This window comes from Mesorhizobium shangrilense (genome assembly GCF_028826155.1).
Taxonomy (GTDB): domain Bacteria; phylum Pseudomonadota; class Alphaproteobacteria; order Rhizobiales; family Rhizobiaceae; genus Arvimicrobium; species Arvimicrobium flavum.
The window spans coordinates 639,315-658,337 of record NZ_JAQGPN010000001.1; the positions used below are offsets into that span (position 1 = coordinate 639,315).

Here is a 19,023-nt window from a genome sequence, read left to right on the forward strand (position 1 = left end):
GCATGCGCCCGATTTGACACGCGCGCATTGGCCCGATAGCTCGGGGGTATGCGGATCGCTTTCTACGCGCCCCTGAAGTCCCCCAACCACCCGGTCGTTTCAGGCGACCGGCAGGTGGCGAGGCTGATGATCCGCGCTCTCGAGCTTGCAGGACATACGGTCGAAGTGGCCTCGGAGTTGCGCGCCTACATGCCCGAGCCGGACGAAAACCGCTTCAGGGAGCTCATGAAGGACGCTGAAGGCGAGGCCCAACGCCTGCGCAGCACCTGGCGGAGCGCGTCCGCGCCCGACCTCTGGTTCACCTACCACCCTTACTACAAGTCCCCGGATCTCATCGGCCCGAGGCTCGCAAAGGAGTTCTCGATCCCTTATGTCACCTTGGAAGCGTCCTACTCTGCTCGCCGCAGCATCGGCGCATGGAAAGAAGCGCAGGCCCGCGTAGTAGCGGGCGTGCGGCAGGCGGCAGTGAACCTTTGCCTGACGCAGCGCGACCACGACGGATTGAGCGCGGCGGTCCCCGACGCGGCATTCGCGATGCTGCCTCCTTTCGTGGACGCAGCTGCGCTTTTCGGCCCGGGAATTGCGGAGAGCGGGAAGCGGCTGATCGCCGTCGGCATGATGCGTCCGGGAGACAAGCTCGCCAGCTATCGCAGCCTGGCCAATGCCCTCATGCTGATAGAGCACTTGCCGTGGACGCTTTCCATCGTCGGCGACGGACCGTGCAGGGATGAGGTGCGGGCCATGTTTCAGGAGTTCGCTGCGGAGCGGATCACCTATCACGGACATCTTGAGCAACCTCGCGTCTTCGAGGCGCTGCAAACGAGCGACATCCTCGTCTGGCCGGGCTGCGGCGAAGCGTTCGGGCTTGCCTATCTCGAGGCGCAGGCGGCGGGACTCGCCGTGATCGCCCAGGCCACGGCCGGCGTGCCCGAGGTCGTGCGCAACGGCGAAACCGGCCTGCTCACACCGGAGGGCGACGCGGAGGCCTATGCCGCCGCCATCGCGCTGCTGCTGCAGGATGGAACGGAACGTCGGCGACTGGGCGACAATGCCCGTCGCTTCGTCCAGCATGAACGTTCCCTCGAAGCCGCGGCGCACCGCCTCACAAATCTTCTCCCGCGAATGGCGGTCGCATGATGCAGGAAACCTGGCGACCATTGCGCGAAGAGCTGGAGCGTTGGGCGTCAGCCGGACGGCGCGCCGACTTCTGGCTGCGCGACGACGACGCCATCCAGCCGACAGCGCCGCTCGACGTGCTGCTCGACCTGACGGGGGCTCATGACATTCCCGTGCTTCTCGCGGTGATCCCCGAACCGACCGGCGAACCGCTGGCCGAACGGCTCAGCGCCGCCGGCAACGCGAGCGTGGCGGCCCACGGATGGTCGCACGTGAACTATGCGCCCTGGATGGAGAAGAAGCAGGAGCTTGGCCCTCATCGTCCTCATGAAAGGATGCTGAAGGAACTGACGAAAGGCCGCGCGAGGCTCGAGAAGCTGCATGGGAAGCGGGCGCTTCCAGTCCTGGTGCCCCCGTGGAACCGCATTGATCCCGCGCTTGTGCCAAGGCTGTCCGAAATCGGCTTCGAGGTGGTTTCCACCTTCGGGTCGGAGACGCCGGGGGCGGTGCGGTCGGTCAACACCACGGTCGACATCATCGACTGGCGCGGCGCTCGCGGCTGCCGGGACCATGCGGCTCTCGTCAACGAGATCGTTGCCCAGCTCCGCGCCCTGTTCCAGACACCGCGCGGGGCGATCGGCGTGCTCACCCATCATCTCGTCCACGACGACGCGGCATGGCTTTTCCTGCGTCGCCTGTTCGAGGTGACCGCCAGCAACGATGGCAGCTGCTGGCGCACAATGCGCGAGTTGGGCGGATTGCGCTGACGGACCCCGGCTAAAGGTCCACGGTCATCCCGTCGCGGGCGGCAAAGGCGCCGGCAAAGCGCGCCCTGGCCTGCGCTTCGATCTCGTCAAGCTCGGCGTCGGTGCGCGACGGATCGTGATGGAACAGGGCGAGGCGCCTGGCTCCGGCCGCCTCGCAGAGCTTGATTCCCTGCTGCCATGTCGAATGGCCGAAGCCGCGATAGCGTTTCATCTCGGCCTCCGTATAGGTGGCGTCGTAGATGACCAGGTCCGCGTCCCGTATCAGCTCGAGCACCGTCGCATCCAGCTTGCCGGGAATATGCTCCGTATCGCTGATGAGGGCGATGGAACGGCCCTCCCATTCGACACGGTATCCGACGCAACCGCCGGGATGGTTCAGGCTGCCGGTGCGGATGACGACGCCTTCGCGCGGAGAAAGGGTGTCGCCGGGCGCGAAGTCGCGGCAGTCGAGGTGACATCTGCAGCTGTCGACATTCACGGGGAACCAGGGGGGCCTCATGAAGTCTTCGAACAGTTGCAGCGTGGACGTGCGCCCCCACATGTGCCCCGACCAAAGCACCAGCTTGATCGACGGCATGTAGAGCGGGTGAAAGAACGGCAGCCCGATGACGTGATCGTAGTGGGTGTGCGTCAGGAACACATCGATCTCCTCGATGCCCGAGGCGCGCAACGCGTCGCCGGCTGGTCGCAGCCCCGACCCGCCGTCCAGTATCAGCCGTCGGTTGCCGCTCCTGATCTCGATGCAGGCGGTGTTGCCGCCGTAGCGGGCATACTGCGCGCCCGATACGGGTATGCTCCCGCGGACTCCCCAAAAATGAACCTGAAACGCTGGCTCAGCCATTCCGTGCCTTCACTTCGGCCAGCGTGATCCCTTCGCCAGCCGTCATGCACCATATTGGGATGGCCTTTTCGCGCAATCGGCAAGAGGTTTTATTCCCTAGGCCCGGCGGGGAGACGAATGCCGCTCTCAATTCAATGGCTTCGGCTGCGTGCCGCGCTCAGCTCGGCTGTCGTGTGGCTCAGCCGGTCGGCGAGAACCCGGACGATCTCGATCGTCATCTCCGGATTCTCCTTCAGCATGCGCAGGAAATGATCCTTCTTGATACGCAACGCCTCCAGCCGGTCGGTCGCCTTCACGGTCGCGGTGCGCGACACGTCGCACAGGATCGCGATCTCGCCGACGATGGCGTTCGGCTCGAGCTCCGCCACCTTGATCGGGCCCGCATCGGACTCGACCAGGATATCGGCCGTCCCGGAAAGGATGACATAGGCGGCATCGCCCTCGTCGCCCTGGTGGAAAAGCGTCTGGCCGGCATTGTAGCTCACCCGATCGGAGGTGAACGCCAGCAGCTTCAGCTTGGATGGTTCGACGCCGGAGAACAGCGGCACCCGCTTCAGCATTCCTACTTCATCTTTGAGCAGCATAGTCGAATCCAGCCAATGTCCCCGGTCTATTGCGACACCAATGTCTTGAAGATACCGTTTCCGGCGTGAAGTGTCTCGTGCGTTCCGTCTTCGACCAGGGCACCTGAATCGAAGACAAGTACACGGTCGAACAATTGCGCCATCGCAGCGTTTGACAACACCCAGATGACAGCCGGTTCACGATTGTCCCTCCTGACCTCCTTCAGCACCTTGCGCAGGATGTGCTCTTGCTGTCGTTGATCCAGCGCAAGTAGAGGCCGGTTGAGGATGAGGAAGTCGGCGCGCTTCAGTATGGCTCTCGCCACGTCGAGCTTCTGGCGCTGCGCGGTGCTCATGCGACGGCCGCCGACGCCGACATTGTAGTCGAGCCCGACGTCGAGCACCTCGTCGTAAAGATGCAGGTCCTCGAGGACGCCGATCACCAGAGTACGGATGCGTTCAGGTCCGTCGGCCTGATTGTGCCCGATGCGCCCGAAGAGCACGTTGTCGATGACGGTCGCCGCCGCGGTGTAGCGCGTCGGGTCATAGGGCTCGATCGCATCCTTGAGGTTTTCCGGCAGGCCCTCGTAGAATCGCTGACGGGCCGCGATCACACTCTTCATGATCTCCTCGGTCAGCAGGCCGAAGCGATAGCGCGGCTCGATATACTCGAAGCTGACCGCGATGATCCTCGCGCGATCCTCGGCGGACACGTCCTCGAACGCCTTTCCATTCAGCTTCTGCAGGAGCGCCTGGTAGAGGGGCAACTCCTCGGCCGTCATGAAGCCGAGCTGCTGGAAGAACGGGTGGTCGGGCGGCAGGTCGCCGAACAGCTCGACCGTCTGCGCCGCGATATCCAGGCCCATTTCGTAAAGCACCCTGTCGAGCCCGTCGGCGGCAAGCACGCTCGCGAAGTACGGATTGGCCGCGAGCTCCTTCTGCGACAGTTCCTTGCCGGTTGCTGCGCCGAACAGGAGGTTCTCGCCGACCGTCGCCTCGAGGTTGTAGGCGCCTGGCTCGAAGGGCACCACGAGGCCGCTCAGACCCTCCCTGTCCAGGCGCTCGCGCATGGCCGTCCGCAGCTCGACGATGCGCTCGACGACACGCGGATGACGCTGAATATCAATGGAGGAGCGCAAGCCGAGCTCTAGTATGTCGCGGGAGAGGTCGACCGCCGCAAGGACGGGCAGGACGACGTGAATGAGATCGTCGGGACCCGTCGCGCCAGCGCTCGCGTAGTCGATCCAGTCGGCATTGGGGTCGAAGTCAGGGTTGCCCGACATCGCCGCCTCGGCCACCTGCCACTTTCGCCGCGCCGCGTCGGCGCCGTCATATTTGACCTCACCCATCGGTGCGTGCTTGAGGCCATACAGCAGGTTGTCGCGCAGGGTTCCGAAAAACAGGTAGGGATCGGATGACGCGTAGGAGATACGCCGTCCGGTGACCGCTTCCGGCAGGTCGAGAAGGTCGTCTCCGCACGCGGTGACCTTGCCGCTTTCGGGCCAACTGAGCCGCGCCAACGCTTCCGCCAGCGCGTCGCCGCCGCCCGTCGACGTGCTGACGATGGCAACGGTCTCTCCCGGCCTGACCTGCAGCGAGACGCGCTCGACCAGCGCGGCACCGCTGTCGTCCAGGATCGACAGGTTCGACGCGGCCAAAGGCCCGGACAACGGTCCGGGCGTCTTGGAAGACAGCTCCTGGACCCGGGAAGGCACGAGCCGGTCGATGCTGAACTGCTCGACCACCTGGTTGTACTTGACCTGCACGTCCTGCCGCGCCTGGTCCCAGTCGATCAGGTCCTTGAGCGGCCCCGGCAGGTCCTTGTAGGCGGCGATCACCGCCACCAGCTGGCCGACGTCGACCCGACCTCTCAGCGCCAGATAGCCGCCGACAAGATAGAACAGGAACGGCGTGACCTGGGCGAGGAAGTTGTTGAGGAACTTGACCAGGAATTTCCACTGGTAGAGGTCGTAGCGGATCTTGAAGATGTGGCCGAGGCGCGCCGCAATGTCGGCGCGCTCGTAGTTCGAGGTGTCGTGGATGTGGATGGCGCCGATGCCGTCGACGATCTCGCCGACCCTGCCGGAAAGCTGGCGGGCCGTGAGCTGACGTTCCCGGCCAAGCCGGATCAGGCGCTTGCGCATCTGCGGGATGATGATGATCTGGATGGCCACGATCACGGCAGCGATCATGCCCAGCCAGAAGTTCTGGAGCAGGATGAACACCAGGGCGGTCAGCGCCTGGCCGCCGAGCAGCGCCGGCTGCACGAACGCGTCGCCGATGAAACCGCCCAGCGGCTCCACCTCGTCCTTCACCATGGTCGCCACTTCGGCGGACTTCACCCGCTTGAACTGGAAGGGCGGGAAGCGCAGCACCCTGTCGACCAGCTCGAAGCGGATGCGCCTCAACATGCGCTCGCCGAGGCGGCCCTTGTAGGTGTTGATGTAGAATTTGAAGAGGCCGTTGATGACGACCAGGAAGAGGAAAACGAAGCTCAGGGCATAGAGCGTGTGCTCCCGGCTCAGCTGGAAGCCGGAAAACAGCTCCACGTGACCGACAAGCGGCACATCGAAGGCGATGTTGAGGAACGGCTGCACAGAATCCGGCGAATCGAAGCCTTCGCCCTGGATCGGCCCGTTCACGATCTGCTTGGGCAGATCGAAGGACATGAAATACGGGATCATCGAGACGGCGACGATGATCAGAATCCAGACCTGCTGCCGCCAGGTATGTGTCCAGATATAGCGGGCGAGACTGCGTTCCATCCGCCGGACCCGTTCTAGGCGACAGGTTCGAGAACGTGGAAGCGACGCCTGGCGAAGGGTGATCCGGCGATTGCCGCGTCGTCCAGCGTAACCTCGAAGCTGGCTATCTGGGCGAGGTTGTCCCGCGCAACGATCTCAGGCACCTGCGAGGTCGCCCTGTCGAGTGCCGGAGGGTATTCGATGACGATGCGCTTCGCATTGTCGATCAGGGAGAAGAGGAGCTGGCCGAGAGGCTCGCGGCTTCCGAACGGCTTTAGCGAATAGCCGAGCAGAACCAGGCCGTAGCTGCCCGGCTCGTAGGTATAGTCCACCTGCTGGAATTTCTTGTCGATGTGACGGACCTTGCAGGGACGGCCCCCGAGTTCGTCGGACTCGAAGGCAGGCGTCTTCGGATCGACCGAAGTGACGGACAGAGGATTGTGGGTCAGGTAGCTGGTGACCGGACGGATGTGGCCGCCGATCTCCAGGATATGCGGGCAGTCCCGGACGAAATGCGCAGCGAGCACCTGACGGATCTCGCTGGCCGGGCCGGACAGATGCGGCAGATGATCGATGCCGCCCTCGACTGGAGCCGCCCGAAACGTCGACGAATGCATGAAGGACCATTCCTGTTGTCTTGCCCCGCGCGCCAACATACAACACGGCCATGACCGACGCTACCCGGCCAGCCACAGCCATCGATGACTGGCGCGAACATGCTTTCGACCTCACTCGCGGCATCGCAGCCTATACAAAAAGCCCGTTGATTTCAGGGATCGCGCGCGTGATCGGGCGGCATCCGGAAGCCGAGATCGCCACCGCCTTCAACCACAAGCAGGTCGCCTCCAAGGTTTGGGCGCGCGACCGGCTGTTCGAGAGCTCGGGCGGACGTTTCTCCAGGATCTGGGTGCTCGGCGGCTGGTACGGCGTGCTGGCGGCCATGCTTTTCGACGATACCCGCTTCGACGTCGGGCTGATCGAGAGCATCGATCTGGACCCGGACGTCGCGATCGTAGCGCGCACTCTGAACCACGCATTCGGAGAACGCTTTGCGGCGATGACGGCGGATATGTATGCGCTCGACTACGAGCATGCCCGGCCGGACCTCGTCGTCAACACCAGCTGCGAGCACATTGCGGATGTCCGTGGATGGCTCGACCTGCTGCCCAAGGGCACGCAGGTGCTTTTGCAATCAAACGACTATTTCTCGGAGCCGACGCACATCAATTGCGTCCCGTCGATCGACGCGTTCGCCGATCTGGCCCGGCTTGCCAAGGTGAGCTTCGCCGGCGCGCTTCCGACCAAGAAGTACACGCGCTTCATGCTCATCGGCACGGTGTAGCGCGAGGCCTCGACGTCAGTCCGGCACACCCCGGCGCGCTTCAAGCGCTCGTCTCAGGATGCGCGCGGAATTGCGCGCGCCGTCGAGCGCCAGAGCGTGGCCTGCGGCAAGCGGCGCATCGAACGCCCGGCGAATGGCTTCCGCGAGCGTCTGACCGGCGACGTCGCGTTCGGCCAGCACCTTGGCCAGTCCAAGCGCTTCGAGACGGGCGGCGCGGAGCGGCTGCTCGGTCTCGCCGCCGGCGGCGAAAGGCACCAGAACCGAGCGGCAGCGTGCCTGAAGAATGTCGCAGACCGTGTTGTAGCCGGCCTGCGAGACGGAGAGCCGCGACGCGGCGAGCAGGGCCGCGAAGTCCCTCCTGAACCGATGGACCGCCATGTTGGCGGGAGCCCCTGAGATTGCCGCCGCATACTCGTCCTGCGGCAGGTTCGGGCCCGTGATCAGGCACCATGCCAAGCCGCCGTCGAGGATGCGCGACGCTTCGACCGCCGCTCGGACGAGGTCGCGCCCGGCTGCGCCGCCGCCGGCGGAGACGACGATGTCATACCGCTCGTGCGACGGCTGCGCCGGCTGAGCTGCGACAAGTCCGGTGTAGGCAACCTTCGATGCGATGTCGGCAGCGAGGGGGAACGTCTCTTCCAAGCGGACGAAATGCGGATCGCCATGGACGAGTACGAGATCGAAATGGTTCCGAACCAAGTCCACCGTTTCCTCGTTGCGCCCGGGCTTGGTGCGCTCCTGCAGGATGTCGCGGATCGAGGTCGCGACCAGGGGCCTCGGCTGCGCGGCGACGGCCGCGTCCAGCAGCGGCAGCAGCTCGAAACGGACCTGGCGTCGTCCGAACGGAAACGCCTCGATGACAAGGATGTCCGGCCTGCGGTCTCGGAACAGCCCGGTCAGCAGGTCGCGTCGCCTCGCCTGGAAGGCCGCGTCGACGGCATTGCCGGCGGCGTCGACGAGACCCGAAAACCCCTCGTCCCGCGAGGTGATGGCCGGCAGGGCAACGTGCTCGACTTTGCTTCCCGGAAAACCGGGAACGGGAACGCCGCCGGTGACGACACTCACTTCAAATCCGTCGTCGGCGAGCGCCCCGGCGACACGGCTGGCGCGGGCGAGATGGCCGATGCCCAGGAGATGCTGGACATAGAAGAGGACGCGCGCCCGCTTCATCGCTCCGCCCGCCATGCCGCCTCGAACAGGTCCGTCAGCTGGCGGATGCTGGAGCGATGGTCGAAGGAGTGGCGCACGCGCTGCTCGGCCGCGGCGCCAAGACGAGACCTCAGCGCCGGGTCGCGCGCCGCGCGCTCGATCGCTGCGGCCAGCGCCGCCGGGTCCTGCGGCGGCACGAGCAAGCCGTTGCACTCGTGCGCCAGCAGTTCGGGAATGCCTGCGACATCGGTGGAGACGCAGGTCAGGCGCTGGCTCGCCGCCTCGACCAGCACATTCGGCAGGCCGTCACGGTCGCCGTCCTGGGCCACGCGGCAGGCGAGCGCGAACAGGTCGGCGCTGCGGTAGTGCGCAAGCACCTCCTCCTGCGCGAGAGGTCCCCGCCACACCACGCGGCCGGTCAAGCCGAGTTCTGCCGACAGCTTCTTCAGCGCCGTCAGTTCGTCGCCGCCGCCGATGTGCTCGAAGCGCCAGTGCAGGTCGGCGGGCAGTTTGGCGAGCGCGCGCAGGAGAACGTCATAGCCCTTCTTCTCCACGGCGCGGCCGACGCTGACGATGGCTACGGGATCGGCAGGATCGGAGCCGTCGCGCGCCGAATGCTGCTCCGGGGCGGGCCCGAAGCGCGAAAGGTCGAGCCCGTGATAGCTCAGATGCACCCGCGAGGCATCGGACGCCAGCCGGGACAGCCGCCCGTGGCCGTCCTTGGTACAGGTGACCGTCCATCTTGCTGAACCGAGTTTCTCGGCGAGATCCCAATCCTGCGAGGTCCAGATGTCCTTCGCGTGCGCCGAGCAGGTCCAGGGCACGCCGAGCAGCAGGCTCGCATAGCGCGTGACCGACGCCGGCGTGTGGATGAAGTGCGAATGCAGCCAGCCCGCTTCGGACGGCCACTCGCGGGCGAGCACGAGCGCCTGCCCGAAGCGCCGGACGCGGTTGCGCGTCGGCTCGCGCGAGAGATCGCGAAGAAAGCCCGGCAGCGCCCGCCAGAATGCGGCCCGGGGCAGCGCGGCGACCAGGCCGCGCAAGACCCGCAGCGGCTCGTCGTGCAGATATTCGGGGAGGTAGTGCACGGGCGCGGCAATCTCGTCGTGCACGGGGTGGCGCTTTCCGTCAGTCGGACGGCGCAGCGAAACGAGATCGAGTTCCAGGCCCGAACGCTCCAGCCCCAGAAGCTCCTGCGCGATGAAGGTCTCGGACAGGCGGGGATAGCCCTTCAGAACCACCACGATTTTCCGGCGGATGCTCAAGGATCAGTTCGAGCCTTCGATGACGGAGAGGCGCGGGCGCGAGCGGACGTCGAGGCATTCGCCCACGATCTCCGATATATGGACCAAACCTTCGAGACGCAGGTCAGGGTTGCTCTGGGACGGGCGGGGTCGGGCCGGCAACGCCTTCAGCGCGGCGGCGAAGCGGACCGCATCCTCGGCTTCCTCGGGCAGCAGCATGTCGATGAGCCCGAGTTCCGCGGCCCGGCGGGCGCGGATGAGCTGTTCCTCGCGCGGCTTCACCCGCGGCACGATGAGCGCCGGCTTGTCGAAGGAGAGGATTTCGCAATAGGTGTTGTAGCCGCCCATGGCGACCACGGCCCTGGCGCCGGCGACCAGTTCCTCCATGCGATTGTCGAACTCGATCATCTTCAGAAAGGGAATCTGGGCGCCCTTCTTGATGAGCTTGCGGCGCTTCCTCGCCGGCATGTAGGGCCCGAGCACGACCAGGGCCTTGTGCGTCAGTTCCGGATCCTGCTGGTAGGCGTGGATGACGTTGTGGACGAGGTCCGAGCCGTCGCCTCCTCCGCCGGTCGTCACCAGCAGGTAATCGCCCCTGGGCCGATGTTCGGGGAGCGGCTCGTGGGACAGGCTGCGCTGGAGGAACCCCACGAACTTCATCTTCCCCCGGACGTTGGCGGGCACGTCCAGACCAGTCAGCGGGTCGTAGAAGTCGGGCGGACCGTAGGCCCAGATCATGTCATAGAACATGCCGATCTTGCGCATCACGTCGCGCCGCTTCCACTCGGCGTCGAGCAGGTGTGGAGCGTCCATCACCTCGCGCAGGCCGAGGATCAGCGTGGTCCCGCGCGTCTTGAGATAGGAGAGTGTCTCCTCCACCTCGCCGCGCAGCCCGAGCGGCTCCTTGTCGACGATGAAGATGTCCGGCTGGAAGGTTTCGGCCGTATGGCGGATGATCGCCTGCCGCATCTTCAGCGTTTCGTCGAGTTCCCGATGCCGTTCCAGCGACGTGTACTCGCCGTTCCGCAGCTTGATGACGCTCGGGATCTTCACGAAATCGACGCGCGCCCGGTAATCGAAGGCGCCTGCAATCGTCGCGCCCGAGATGATCAGCACGTCGAGACCTCGGTAGTCTTCGACCAGGGCATGAGCGATCGTTCGGCAGCGGCGGAGATGGCCGAGCCCGAACGTATCGTGGCTGTACATCAGAACCCGGGCATGCTCGAAACGCCGCATCTACGACTTAACCACTCCAACCAGGCGGGCGAACTTGCACAAAGCGCGCTCCCGCCAATCGATTCAATTCACGCGCCGACTGCTCACTGCAATCTGGCTTTCATGCGGCGAGGGCGCCGATTCCTCTCCGAATGACTTGATCTCGTATAGGGAGCATGCGTTGCAAGATGTGGTGGAAAGCACTTTATGATGGATGAAGCTTAGACCAGCCGCACGGAATCTCCTAGAGCCGAATCCTGCCGGATCGAACCCGCCTCCGCCCCGCCCCGCAGACCCCGAATATCAGCACTCTTCACCGAATCGCGAGGCAATCAGTGCTTCAAGCGCATCGATGGCCTCTTGCGCTTCCGGACCCACCGCGGTGACGCGGACTGAGCATCCGGGGCTCGCAGCCAGCATCATCAGGCCCATGATCGACGTGCCGCCGACCTTGACGCCATCCTTCTCGACGGTGACGTCGGCCTGAAAGCCACTGACGAGCTGGACGAACTTTGCGGAGGCGCGCGCGTGCAGTCCGCGCTGGTTTACGATGGTGATCTCGCGGCTGACCGGCGGCGGAGCGGTGATCATTTGCTGGCCAACAGCTGGCTGGCGACGTTGATGTATTTCCGGCCCGCGTTCTGCGCCTCATCGAGAGCGTTCAGCATGTTGTCGGTCTTGCGGACGCTTGAAAGCTTGATCAGCATCGGCAGATTCATGCCGGCTATAACCTCGACCCGGCCGGCCTCCATCACGGAAATGGCGAGATTGGAGGGAGTTCCGCCGAACATGTCCGTCAGGACGATGACGCCGGTTCCCATGTCGGCCCTCTCCACGGCGTCGACGATGTCGCGGCGACGCTGCTCCATGTCGTCGTCCGCTCCGATCGATACCGTCTCGAAGTTCTGCTGGGGTCCGACGACATGCTCGACCGCATTGCGGAACTCCTCGGCAAGTCGACCGTGCGTGACCAGCACGAGACCGATCATTCTGCTTTGGCTCCCGTCATGACGCGTTCATCGCCGCTAGATAGTCTGACCGCCCCGGCGGTGAGTGCGCAATCTTGTCGAGGACCAGCACATTGACAAGCCCAAAGTTGCCCGAATGTCGGCCATTTTGACGCATTCTTGATCAGATGTGCATGCTGACGTTGCGTCAGATCCGAAGCCGCGCCCAAATGGCGAGCACGGCGGCACGCGCGTCCCTTTCCGCCAAGGAAAGGGACGGAAGGGCCACCCCCGCCACGCTCCTCGTCGCGCCGTCCTGGAAGCGCGGCGCGAATTCCACGCCGACGAGATCCACCGCAAGGTCGACGACGGCGCGACCTTGCGAGCTGACGCGTGTCGGTCCCAGACCGTACACCTCGGCCAATCCCCTGATCGTGTCCGGGCCCTCGACCACGAGCGCTCCATCATGGACGGCAAGAAGAAGCTGGTCGTCCCCGACGAACCGCGCGAAATGGCCTGAGGCGCGCGCCCTTTCGATCAGCGCAAAGGCCAGGCTGGTCTTGCCCGAGCCGGAGCGGCCGGTGATGAGCACCCCGCGGTCGCCCAGGACGACGGCGGTGCCGTGCAGGTTCGCGGTGGGCATGATCACGCTTCGGCGGGCAGCGTGACGACGAAGCGCGCGCCCTTGACCTCGCCCGGCTTGGTGCCCGGGATGTTCTCGGCCGTCAGCGTGCCGTTGTGCGCCTCGATGATCTGGCGGCTGATCGAAAGCCCCAGCCCCGAGTTCTGGCCGAAAGCCTCGCTCGAGGGCCGGTCGGTATAGAAGCGCTCGAAGATGCGGTCGATGTTCTCGGCGCGAATGCCCGGCCCGTTGTCGTCGACCGTGATGATGTTGAACTTGCCCGACCGCGACAGGTTGATCGATATGTAACCCCGCTCGTCGGGAACGAAGGAGCGCGCATTCTCGATCAGGTTGGTGATCACCTGGCCGATGCGCAGATCGTGGCCGATGCAGAAATAGCCCTTGGCGCCCGGCGGCAGCTTCGCAGCCTTGAAACTGATCTCGACCGCCTTCTTGTGACGGCCGCCCTCGCCCGAGATGGCGACAAGATCGCCGACGAGCTGCTTCAGGTCGATCTTGGAAGCATCATCGCGCGCCAGTTCCGCATCGAGACGAGATGCGTCCGAGATGTCGGTGATCAGGCGGTCGAGGCGGCGCACGTCGTGCTGGATGATCTCCATGAGACGATTGCGCGACGCCTCGTTCTTGGCCAGCGGCAGCGTCTCGACCGCGCTGCGCAGTGAGGTCAGCGGGTTCTTCAGCTCGTGGCTGACGTCGGCGGCAAAACTCTCGATGGCGTCGATGCGGGCATAGAGCGCGTTGGTCATGTCGCGCACCGCCACCGACAGGTTGCCGATCTCGTCCTGACGTTCCGAGAAATCGGGGATCTCTTCCCGGCTCTTGACGCCACGGCGAACGCGGACGGCGGCGGCGGCCAGCCGGCGCAAGGGATTGGCGATGGTAGACGCCAGCAGCATCGACAGGATCGCATTGGCGAGCGCCGCAACGCCGAACACACGCAGGATGGCCTTGCGCTCCTCGGCGACGATCTTGTCGATGTCGCCGCCCTGCGTGGACAGCATGAGGACGCCCAGCACGGCGCGGAAACGCTGGACCGGCACGGCGACGGAGACAATCTGCTCGCCCTGTTCGCTAATGCGAACCTCGGTGCCCGGCGTGCCGGTCAGGGCGCGCATGACCTCCGGGAACGCGGACCCGCTGCCGCCCGGCTGCTCCTTGTAGACCGGCAGTTGGCTTGGCGCGAAGAAGCTGGTGATCCTCTTGTAAGCCTTGTCGAGGAAGTCCGGGCCTTCGTCCTCGACCGGCGGCAGGTCGAACCGGAGAATCTGGCCGCGCGAATAGAGATGCCGGGAGTCGAGCAGCAGATTGGCGTCGCGGTCGTAGATGCGCGCGCGCGTCCGCGTCGGCGAGATCAGCCGCCGCAGGACAGGCGCGACGCGCTCGGGGTTGATCGGGAAATCCAGACTGTCGAGCTGGTCGCTGCCGGGGGCGAGGCTTTCGCCCGCCTGGAGCTCAAGCAGCTTCTCGGGATCGATGCGGATCGCGTCCGTCTCGACCGTCGCGGAGGCCGCGATCGCGCCGGCGATGATCTCGCCCTGCGTCATCAGGCTCTCGACGCGCGCCTCGATCAGGCCGTCGCGGAAGGTGTTGAGGTAAAGGACGCCGACGACCAGGACAGCGAGCGCCGCAAGGTTCAGGAACAGGATGCGGCGGGTGAGGCTCGAGAAAATGTAATGCCCAAGCAGACGGCGCAATGGCACCGTCACCCTGCTCATCAGGCGGGGAACCACACGGCCCCGCCTCCCTGCCGCCATTGCCGGCTTCCTGATCTCGACGTCGACCGCCATCCGCGGCGCTGGCTCCCGGCTCACGCCTCGCGGAAGCGGTAGCCCACCCCGTAAAGCGTTTCGATCATCTCGAAGTCGTCGTCGACTGCCTTGAACTTCTTGCGCAGCCGCTTGATGTGGCTGTCGATCGTCCGATCGTCGACATAGACCTGCTCATCATAGGCGGAATCCATCAGCGCGTCGCGGCTTTTCACGACGCCCGGGCGCTGGGCCAGCGAATGCAGGATCAGGAACTCGGTGACGGTCAGCGTGACGGGCTCGCCCTTCCAGGTGCAGGTATGGCGTTCCTGGTCCATGACGAGCTGGCCGCGCTCCAGCGACTTCGCCTGCTGGCTGGGCTGCTTGGCGGCAGCCTCGCGGGCGCTGGCGCGCCGCAGAACCGCCTTGACCCGCTCCACCAGCAGGCGCTGCGAAAACGGTTTGCGGATGAAGTCGTCGGCGCCCATCTTCAGACCGAAGAGCTCGTCGATCTCGTCGTCCTTCGAGGTCAGGAAGATGACGGGCAGGTCGCTCTTCTGGCGCAGGCGGCGCAGCAGTTCCATGCCGTCCATGCGCGGCATCTTGATGTCGAGGATCGCCAGATTCGGCGGACGCGCGGCAAGGCCCTCCAGCGCCGAGGCGCCGTCGGTATAGGTTTCGACACGATAGCCCTCGGATTCAAGCGCAATCGAGACCGATGTCAAAATGTTCCGGTCGTCATCGACGAGCGCGATTGTCGCCATTTCGTTCGGCTCCCTCATGAGGCGGGCGTCCCTTCCTGCTTCGGACGCGCAATTGGAGGACAAATTAGGTACAAATTGTGGCACGTAAACCCCTAGGAGTCACACGCCAATCGTCGGGGAACCCCTGACAGCCTTTATGCTTACCCGCATCAGACGGCATCTTACAAACGATTTAAAAGAATTTCAAAATTCCTAAATCGATTAATGATTTGATTTCATTTTTCTTTTCTGTTTCCGACGGCGAATGGGTCCGGGCGAACGACTTTCAGCACCGTTTGCAAGGCCGCGACAAACCGACCAGCGAGGAACACATGATCGAGATCGGCAAACGCAACCCGCAAAGCGGACTTGCTGCTTCGGGACTGAAGACGTCGGGCACGGTCCGCTACAATTTCGAGGCTCATTCGCTGATCGAGGAGGCGCTCCGCCGGGGCGAGGCCAAGCTGACGGCGCACGGCGCGCTGGTGGCTGACACCGGCCAGTACACAGGCCGCTCGCCGAAGGACAAGCATGTTGTCCGCGAGGCGGCGACCGAAGAGCAGATCTGGTGGGCCAACAACAATCCGATCTCGCGCGCCCAGTTCGATCTCCTGTTCGAAGATTTCGTCGCCCATGCAGCAAGCATGGATCTCTACGTCCAGGACCTGATCGGCGGCGCCGACGCGACACACACCCTGCCGACGCGGGTCGTGACCGAATACGCCTGGCACTCGCTCTTCATCCGCAACCTGCTGATCCGGCCGGAGCGCGACGCGCTCGACAGCTTCGTGCCGAAGATGACGATCATCGACCTGCCGTCGTTCAAGGCCGATCCGGCCCGTCACGGGAGCCGCACCGACACCGTGATCGCCGTCGACCTGATCCGGATGATCGTGCTGATCGGCGGAACGGAATATGCCGGCGAGATGAAGAAGTCGGTCTTCACAGCGCTCAACTATGTCCTTCCCGAGCGGGGCGTGATGCCCATGCACTGCTCGGCCAACGTCGGGCCGGACGGTGACACCGCAGTGTTCTTCGGCCTCTCCGGAACCGGCAAGACGACGCTGTCCGCGGATCCGACGCGCACCCTCATCGGCGACGACGAGCACGGCTGGGGCCCGGACGGCATTTTCAACTTCGAAGGCGGCTGCTACGCAAAGACCATCCGGCTCTCGGCCGAGGCCGAGCCCGAGATCTTCGCCACCACCCGCCGCTTCGGCACGGTGCTGGAGAACGTCATCCTCGACGAACGGGGGGTACCCGACTTCGACGACGGCTCGCGCACCGAAAATACGCGCTGCGCCTATCCGCTCGACTTCATCCCGAACGCCAGCCGGACCGGCCGTGCGCCGCATCCGCGCAACGTCATCATGCTGACCGCAGACGCCTTCGGCGTCATGCCGCCGATCGCCAAGCTGACCCCGGCGCAGGCCATGTATCACTTCCTGTCCGGCTACACCGCCAAGGTCGCCGGCACCGAGCGCGGCGTGACCGAACCGGAAGCGACCTTCTCGACCTGCTTCGGTGCGCCCTTCATGCCCCGGCACCCGTCCGAATACGGCGCGTTGCTCCGCGACCTCATCGCCGCGCAAGACGTCGACTGCTGGCTGGTCAACACCGGATGGACCGGCGGCGCCTACGGCACGGGCAAGCGCATGCCCATCAAGGCGACGCGCGCGCTGCTGTCGGCTGCCCTCGATGGTTCGTTGAAGACGGCCCAGTTCCGCACCGATCCGAACTTCGGCTTCGCGGTGCCGACCGCGGTCCCCGGCGTCGACACCGGCATCCTTGATCCGCGCTCGACCTGGGCGGACGCCAGCGCCTACGACGGCCAGGCCCGGAAGCTGGTGTCGATGTTCGTCGCCAACTTCGAGAAGTTCGAGAGCCATGTCGACGCGACGGTCATGGGCGCCGCACCTCAGGCGCGGGAAGCGGCCGAGTAGTCGGCCTGCCCGAGAGAATCCCGCCAAGAAAGGCCCGGTGCGACGCCGGGCCTTTTCATTTTCGCGCTGCCGCGCCATGTGTTGCGGCATGACGAACGACGACCCTATCGAGATCGCGCGCGACGTTGTGATCCATCCAGGCGACCTTGAGGAGACGTTCATCCGTTCCTCCGGTCCTGGAGGACAGAACGTCAACAAGGTGGCGACTGCCGTCCAACTGCGCTTCGACGCGCAGAACGCACCGGGGCTGCCCGAGCGCGTGCGCGACCGTACGATCCGGCTGGCGGGCCAGCGGGCGACCAAGGAGGGCGTCATCGTGATCGAGGCTGGCCGCTTCCGCACACAGGAACAGAACCGCGCCGACGCGCGCGCCCGCCTCGTGGCGCTGGTCGCCAAGGCCGCGGAACCGCCGCCGCCGCCGCGCAAGAAGACAAAGCCTTCGCGCGGCGCCGTCGAAAGGCGGCTGAAGGCGAAGGCCGGCCGCTCGACGGTCAAGAAGCTGCGCGGGCGGGTCGACGGCGATTGACGCTGTCTGAGCTTTTTGCGGCAGCCGGACGCCTCGTTTCGCCTTCACTTTCATCGTTGCTGCTGTAAGGTCGAGCCGACCTTGCCACATCGCATTCAGGGAGATTTACACATGGGCATGTTCGATTTCGTCAAGAATGTCGGCAAGAAGCTCGGGTTTGGGAACGACGAGGAAGAGGCTGCACCCAAGGCCGAGGAACTGAAGAAGGAGCTCGATTCCCACAAGCTCGGCACCGAGAAGGTGGATGTCGTCGTCAAGGGCGATACGGCGGTGCTGAAGGGCGTGGTGAAGGACCAGTCGATCTTCGAGAAGGCCGTGATCGCGGTCGGCAACACGCTCGGCATCTCCAAGGTCGAGGCAGACGAGCTGAAGATCGTGGCCCCGGAATCCGGCCTGAAGCTTGACTCCGCCGTCGACATGACCGCTCTGGTGGCCGCAGCGACGCCTGCCAAGGAGCCGGTTTTCTACACGGTGAAGAAGGGCGACAATCTCTGGAAGATCGCCGAAGCCAACTATGGCAAGGGCAAGGGCGCGAAGAACACCATCATCTTCGAGGCGAACAAGCCCATGCTGAAGAGCCCGGACAAGATCTATCCCGGTCAGGTGCTGCGCATTCCGGACTTGGAGCAGGCTTGATCCCCCTCACCTTCGGCTGAAGGATCCATTCCGCGGCTTCGTCGTTGATCCGAAGGAGCCGCGAGCTATCCGGAGGTCTGCTATGATCGGTGCGCGCAGAGTGTGAACGAGGAGCCTTGCATGCGGACAACGCCAACTGCGCTCGCTGCGCTAGCCTTGCTGCTCTCGGCATCCGTCGGGCAAGCCGCCGACTGCAAGGCCGACCCGGCGCCTGGGATCGACTGGCAGGAATGCAACAAGAGCAGGCTGATGCTCTCTGACAGCCAACTCGAAGGCGCCAACCTGTCGGGCGCGGACCTGAGCTACACCGATCTTCGCCAGTCCAATCTTGCGGGAGCGCATTTCGAGAAGGCCACGCTTATCCGGTCGTCGCTCGCCGGGTCCCGGGCGGACAAGGCAAATTTCTCCCGGATCGAAGGCTACCGCACCGTCTTCGCCAAGGTCTCGGCGCAGGAGGCTTCCTTCGCCAGCGCGGAGCTGCAAAGAGCGGATTTTACCGAGGCCAATCTGACCGGCGCCGACTTCCAGAAGGCGGAGCTCGGACGTGCGGACTTTACCGATGCGGTGATCACCGGCAGCCGCTTCCCCATGGCGAACCTGTCGCGCGTGCAGCTCAACAAGGCGAAGGTCGAAGGGCCGATCGATCTTTCGGGGGCCTTCCTGTTTTTGACCCGTGTCGAAGGTCTCGATCTGAGCCAGGCTGTCGGCCTGGAGCAATGGCAGATCGACGAGGCCTGCGGCGATGCCGCCACGAAGCTGCCGGCCAATCTGAAGGTCCCCTCGGGATGGCCCTGCACGGCCGGTGAAGCGGACTGAGGACAGGTTGCGTCGTCTTTCCGTTCGACTCCACTTTTTGGCC

The 19,023-nt window shown here is 64.8% G+C and carries 19 protein-coding genes; 7 read left to right on the plus strand and 12 right to left on the minus strand.

The annotated features are described in order from the left end of the window. Positions 1–48: 48 nt before the first annotated feature. Positions 49–1,137, plus strand: coding sequence for a glycosyltransferase family 4 protein (locus tag PD284_RS03115; RefSeq protein WP_274626767.1), 1,089 nt, complete (start codon positions 49–51; stop codon positions 1,135–1,137). Then, entirely contained in the window at positions 1,134–1,883 is a 750-nt protein-coding gene (locus PD284_RS03120) for a polysaccharide deacetylase family protein (protein WP_274626768.1), read from the plus strand. The genes PD284_RS03115 and PD284_RS03120 overlap by 4 nt, the downstream gene beginning before the upstream one ends. 10 nt (positions 1,884–1,893) lie before the next feature. On the opposite strand, the gene PD284_RS03125 is transcribed toward PD284_RS03120, so the two are convergent. From PD284_RS03125 to PD284_RS03140, 4 genes are all read right to left on the minus strand, one after another. Continuing rightward, a complete protein-coding gene (locus PD284_RS03125; protein ID WP_274626769.1) occupies positions 1,894–2,724 on the minus strand; it encodes an MBL fold metallo-hydrolase in 831 nt (276 codons plus the stop codon). Between the two features lie 131 nt (positions 2,725–2,855). After that, positions 2,856–3,308: a cyclic nucleotide-binding domain-containing protein gene (locus PD284_RS03130; RefSeq protein WP_274626770.1), complete on the minus strand. Its 453-nt coding sequence runs from the start codon at positions 3,306–3,308 to the stop codon at positions 2,856–2,858. 26 nt (positions 3,309–3,334) lie between these two features. After that, on the minus strand, positions 3,335–6,052 hold the full coding sequence (locus tag PD284_RS03135) for an ABC transporter ATP-binding protein (RefSeq protein ID WP_274626771.1): 2,718 nt from the start codon (positions 6,050–6,052) through the stop codon (positions 3,335–3,337). A gap of 14 nt (positions 6,053–6,066) precedes the next feature. Next, positions 6,067–6,648, minus strand: a complete 582-nt coding sequence (locus PD284_RS03140) for a hypothetical protein (protein ID WP_274626772.1) — start codon at positions 6,646–6,648, stop codon at positions 6,067–6,069. A gap of 50 nt (positions 6,649–6,698) precedes the next feature. On the opposite strand from PD284_RS03140, the gene PD284_RS03145 reads away from it, so the two are divergent. Beyond that, positions 6,699–7,373, plus strand: coding sequence for a class I SAM-dependent methyltransferase (locus PD284_RS03145; protein ID WP_274626773.1), 675 nt, complete (start codon positions 6,699–6,701; stop codon positions 7,371–7,373). A 15-nt stretch (positions 7,374–7,388) separates the two neighbouring features. On the opposite strand, the gene PD284_RS03150 is transcribed toward PD284_RS03145, so the two are convergent. The 8 genes from PD284_RS03150 to PD284_RS03185 all read right to left on the minus strand — a co-directional run bounded on the left by PD284_RS03150 (position 7,389) and on the right by PD284_RS03185 (position 15,080). Beyond that, the gene (locus tag PD284_RS03150; RefSeq protein WP_274626774.1) at positions 7,389–8,558 is read right to left on the minus strand and encodes a glycosyltransferase family protein; all 1,170 of its coding nucleotides are present in this window, start codon (positions 8,556–8,558) and stop codon (positions 7,389–7,391) included. Further along, entirely contained in the window at positions 8,540–9,787 is a 1,248-nt protein-coding gene (locus tag PD284_RS03155; RefSeq protein WP_274626775.1) for a glycosyltransferase, read from the minus strand. Before PD284_RS03155 ends, PD284_RS03150 begins: the two co-directional genes overlap by 19 nt. 3 nt (positions 9,788–9,790) lie before the next feature. After that, positions 9,791–11,002 (minus strand): glycosyltransferase family protein, encoded by a 1,212-nt coding sequence (locus PD284_RS03160; protein WP_274626776.1) that lies wholly within the window; start codon positions 11,000–11,002, stop codon positions 9,791–9,793. A 282-nt stretch (positions 11,003–11,284) separates the two neighbouring features. Continuing rightward, positions 11,285–11,572 (minus strand): HPr family phosphocarrier protein, encoded by a 288-nt coding sequence (locus PD284_RS03165; protein ID WP_274626777.1) that lies wholly within the window; start codon positions 11,570–11,572, stop codon positions 11,285–11,287. After that, positions 11,569–11,970, minus strand: coding sequence for a PTS sugar transporter subunit IIA (locus PD284_RS03170; protein ID WP_274626778.1), 402 nt, complete (start codon positions 11,968–11,970; stop codon positions 11,569–11,571). Before PD284_RS03170 ends, PD284_RS03165 begins: the two co-directional genes overlap by 4 nt. 166 nt (positions 11,971–12,136) lie before the next feature. Next, complete coding sequence (locus tag PD284_RS03175; RefSeq protein WP_274626779.1) at positions 12,137–12,571, minus strand: HPr kinase/phosphorylase; 435 nt, start codon at positions 12,569–12,571, stop codon at positions 12,137–12,139. A 2-nt stretch (positions 12,572–12,573) separates the two neighbouring features. Further along, entirely contained in the window at positions 12,574–14,358 is a 1,785-nt protein-coding gene (locus PD284_RS03180; RefSeq protein ID WP_274626780.1) for a sensor histidine kinase, read from the minus strand. 20 nt (positions 14,359–14,378) lie between these two features. Next, a complete protein-coding gene (locus PD284_RS03185) occupies positions 14,379–15,080 on the minus strand; it encodes a response regulator transcription factor (RefSeq protein ID WP_411956170.1) in 702 nt (233 codons plus the stop codon). Positions 15,081–15,391: 311 nt separating this feature from the next. Here PD284_RS03185 and PD284_RS03190 point away from each other — a divergent pair, with 311 nt between their 5' ends. The 4 genes from PD284_RS03190 to PD284_RS03205 all read left to right on the plus strand — a co-directional run bounded on the left by PD284_RS03190 (position 15,392) and on the right by PD284_RS03205 (position 18,980). Beyond that, a complete protein-coding gene (locus PD284_RS03190; RefSeq protein WP_274626782.1) occupies positions 15,392–17,002 on the plus strand; it encodes a phosphoenolpyruvate carboxykinase in 1,611 nt (536 codons plus the stop codon). An 88-nt stretch (positions 17,003–17,090) separates the two neighbouring features. Continuing rightward, positions 17,091–17,528: an alternative ribosome rescue aminoacyl-tRNA hydrolase ArfB gene (gene arfB / locus PD284_RS03195; RefSeq protein ID WP_274626783.1), complete on the plus strand. Its 438-nt coding sequence runs from the start codon at positions 17,091–17,093 to the stop codon at positions 17,526–17,528. Between the two features lie 111 nt (positions 17,529–17,639). After that, entirely contained in the window at positions 17,640–18,164 is a 525-nt protein-coding gene (lysM, locus tag PD284_RS03200; RefSeq protein WP_274626784.1) for a peptidoglycan-binding protein LysM, read from the plus strand. A 120-nt stretch (positions 18,165–18,284) separates the two neighbouring features. Next, a complete protein-coding gene (locus PD284_RS03205) occupies positions 18,285–18,980 on the plus strand; it encodes a pentapeptide repeat-containing protein (protein WP_274626785.1) in 696 nt (231 codons plus the stop codon). Positions 18,981–19,023: the final 43 nt, after the last annotated feature.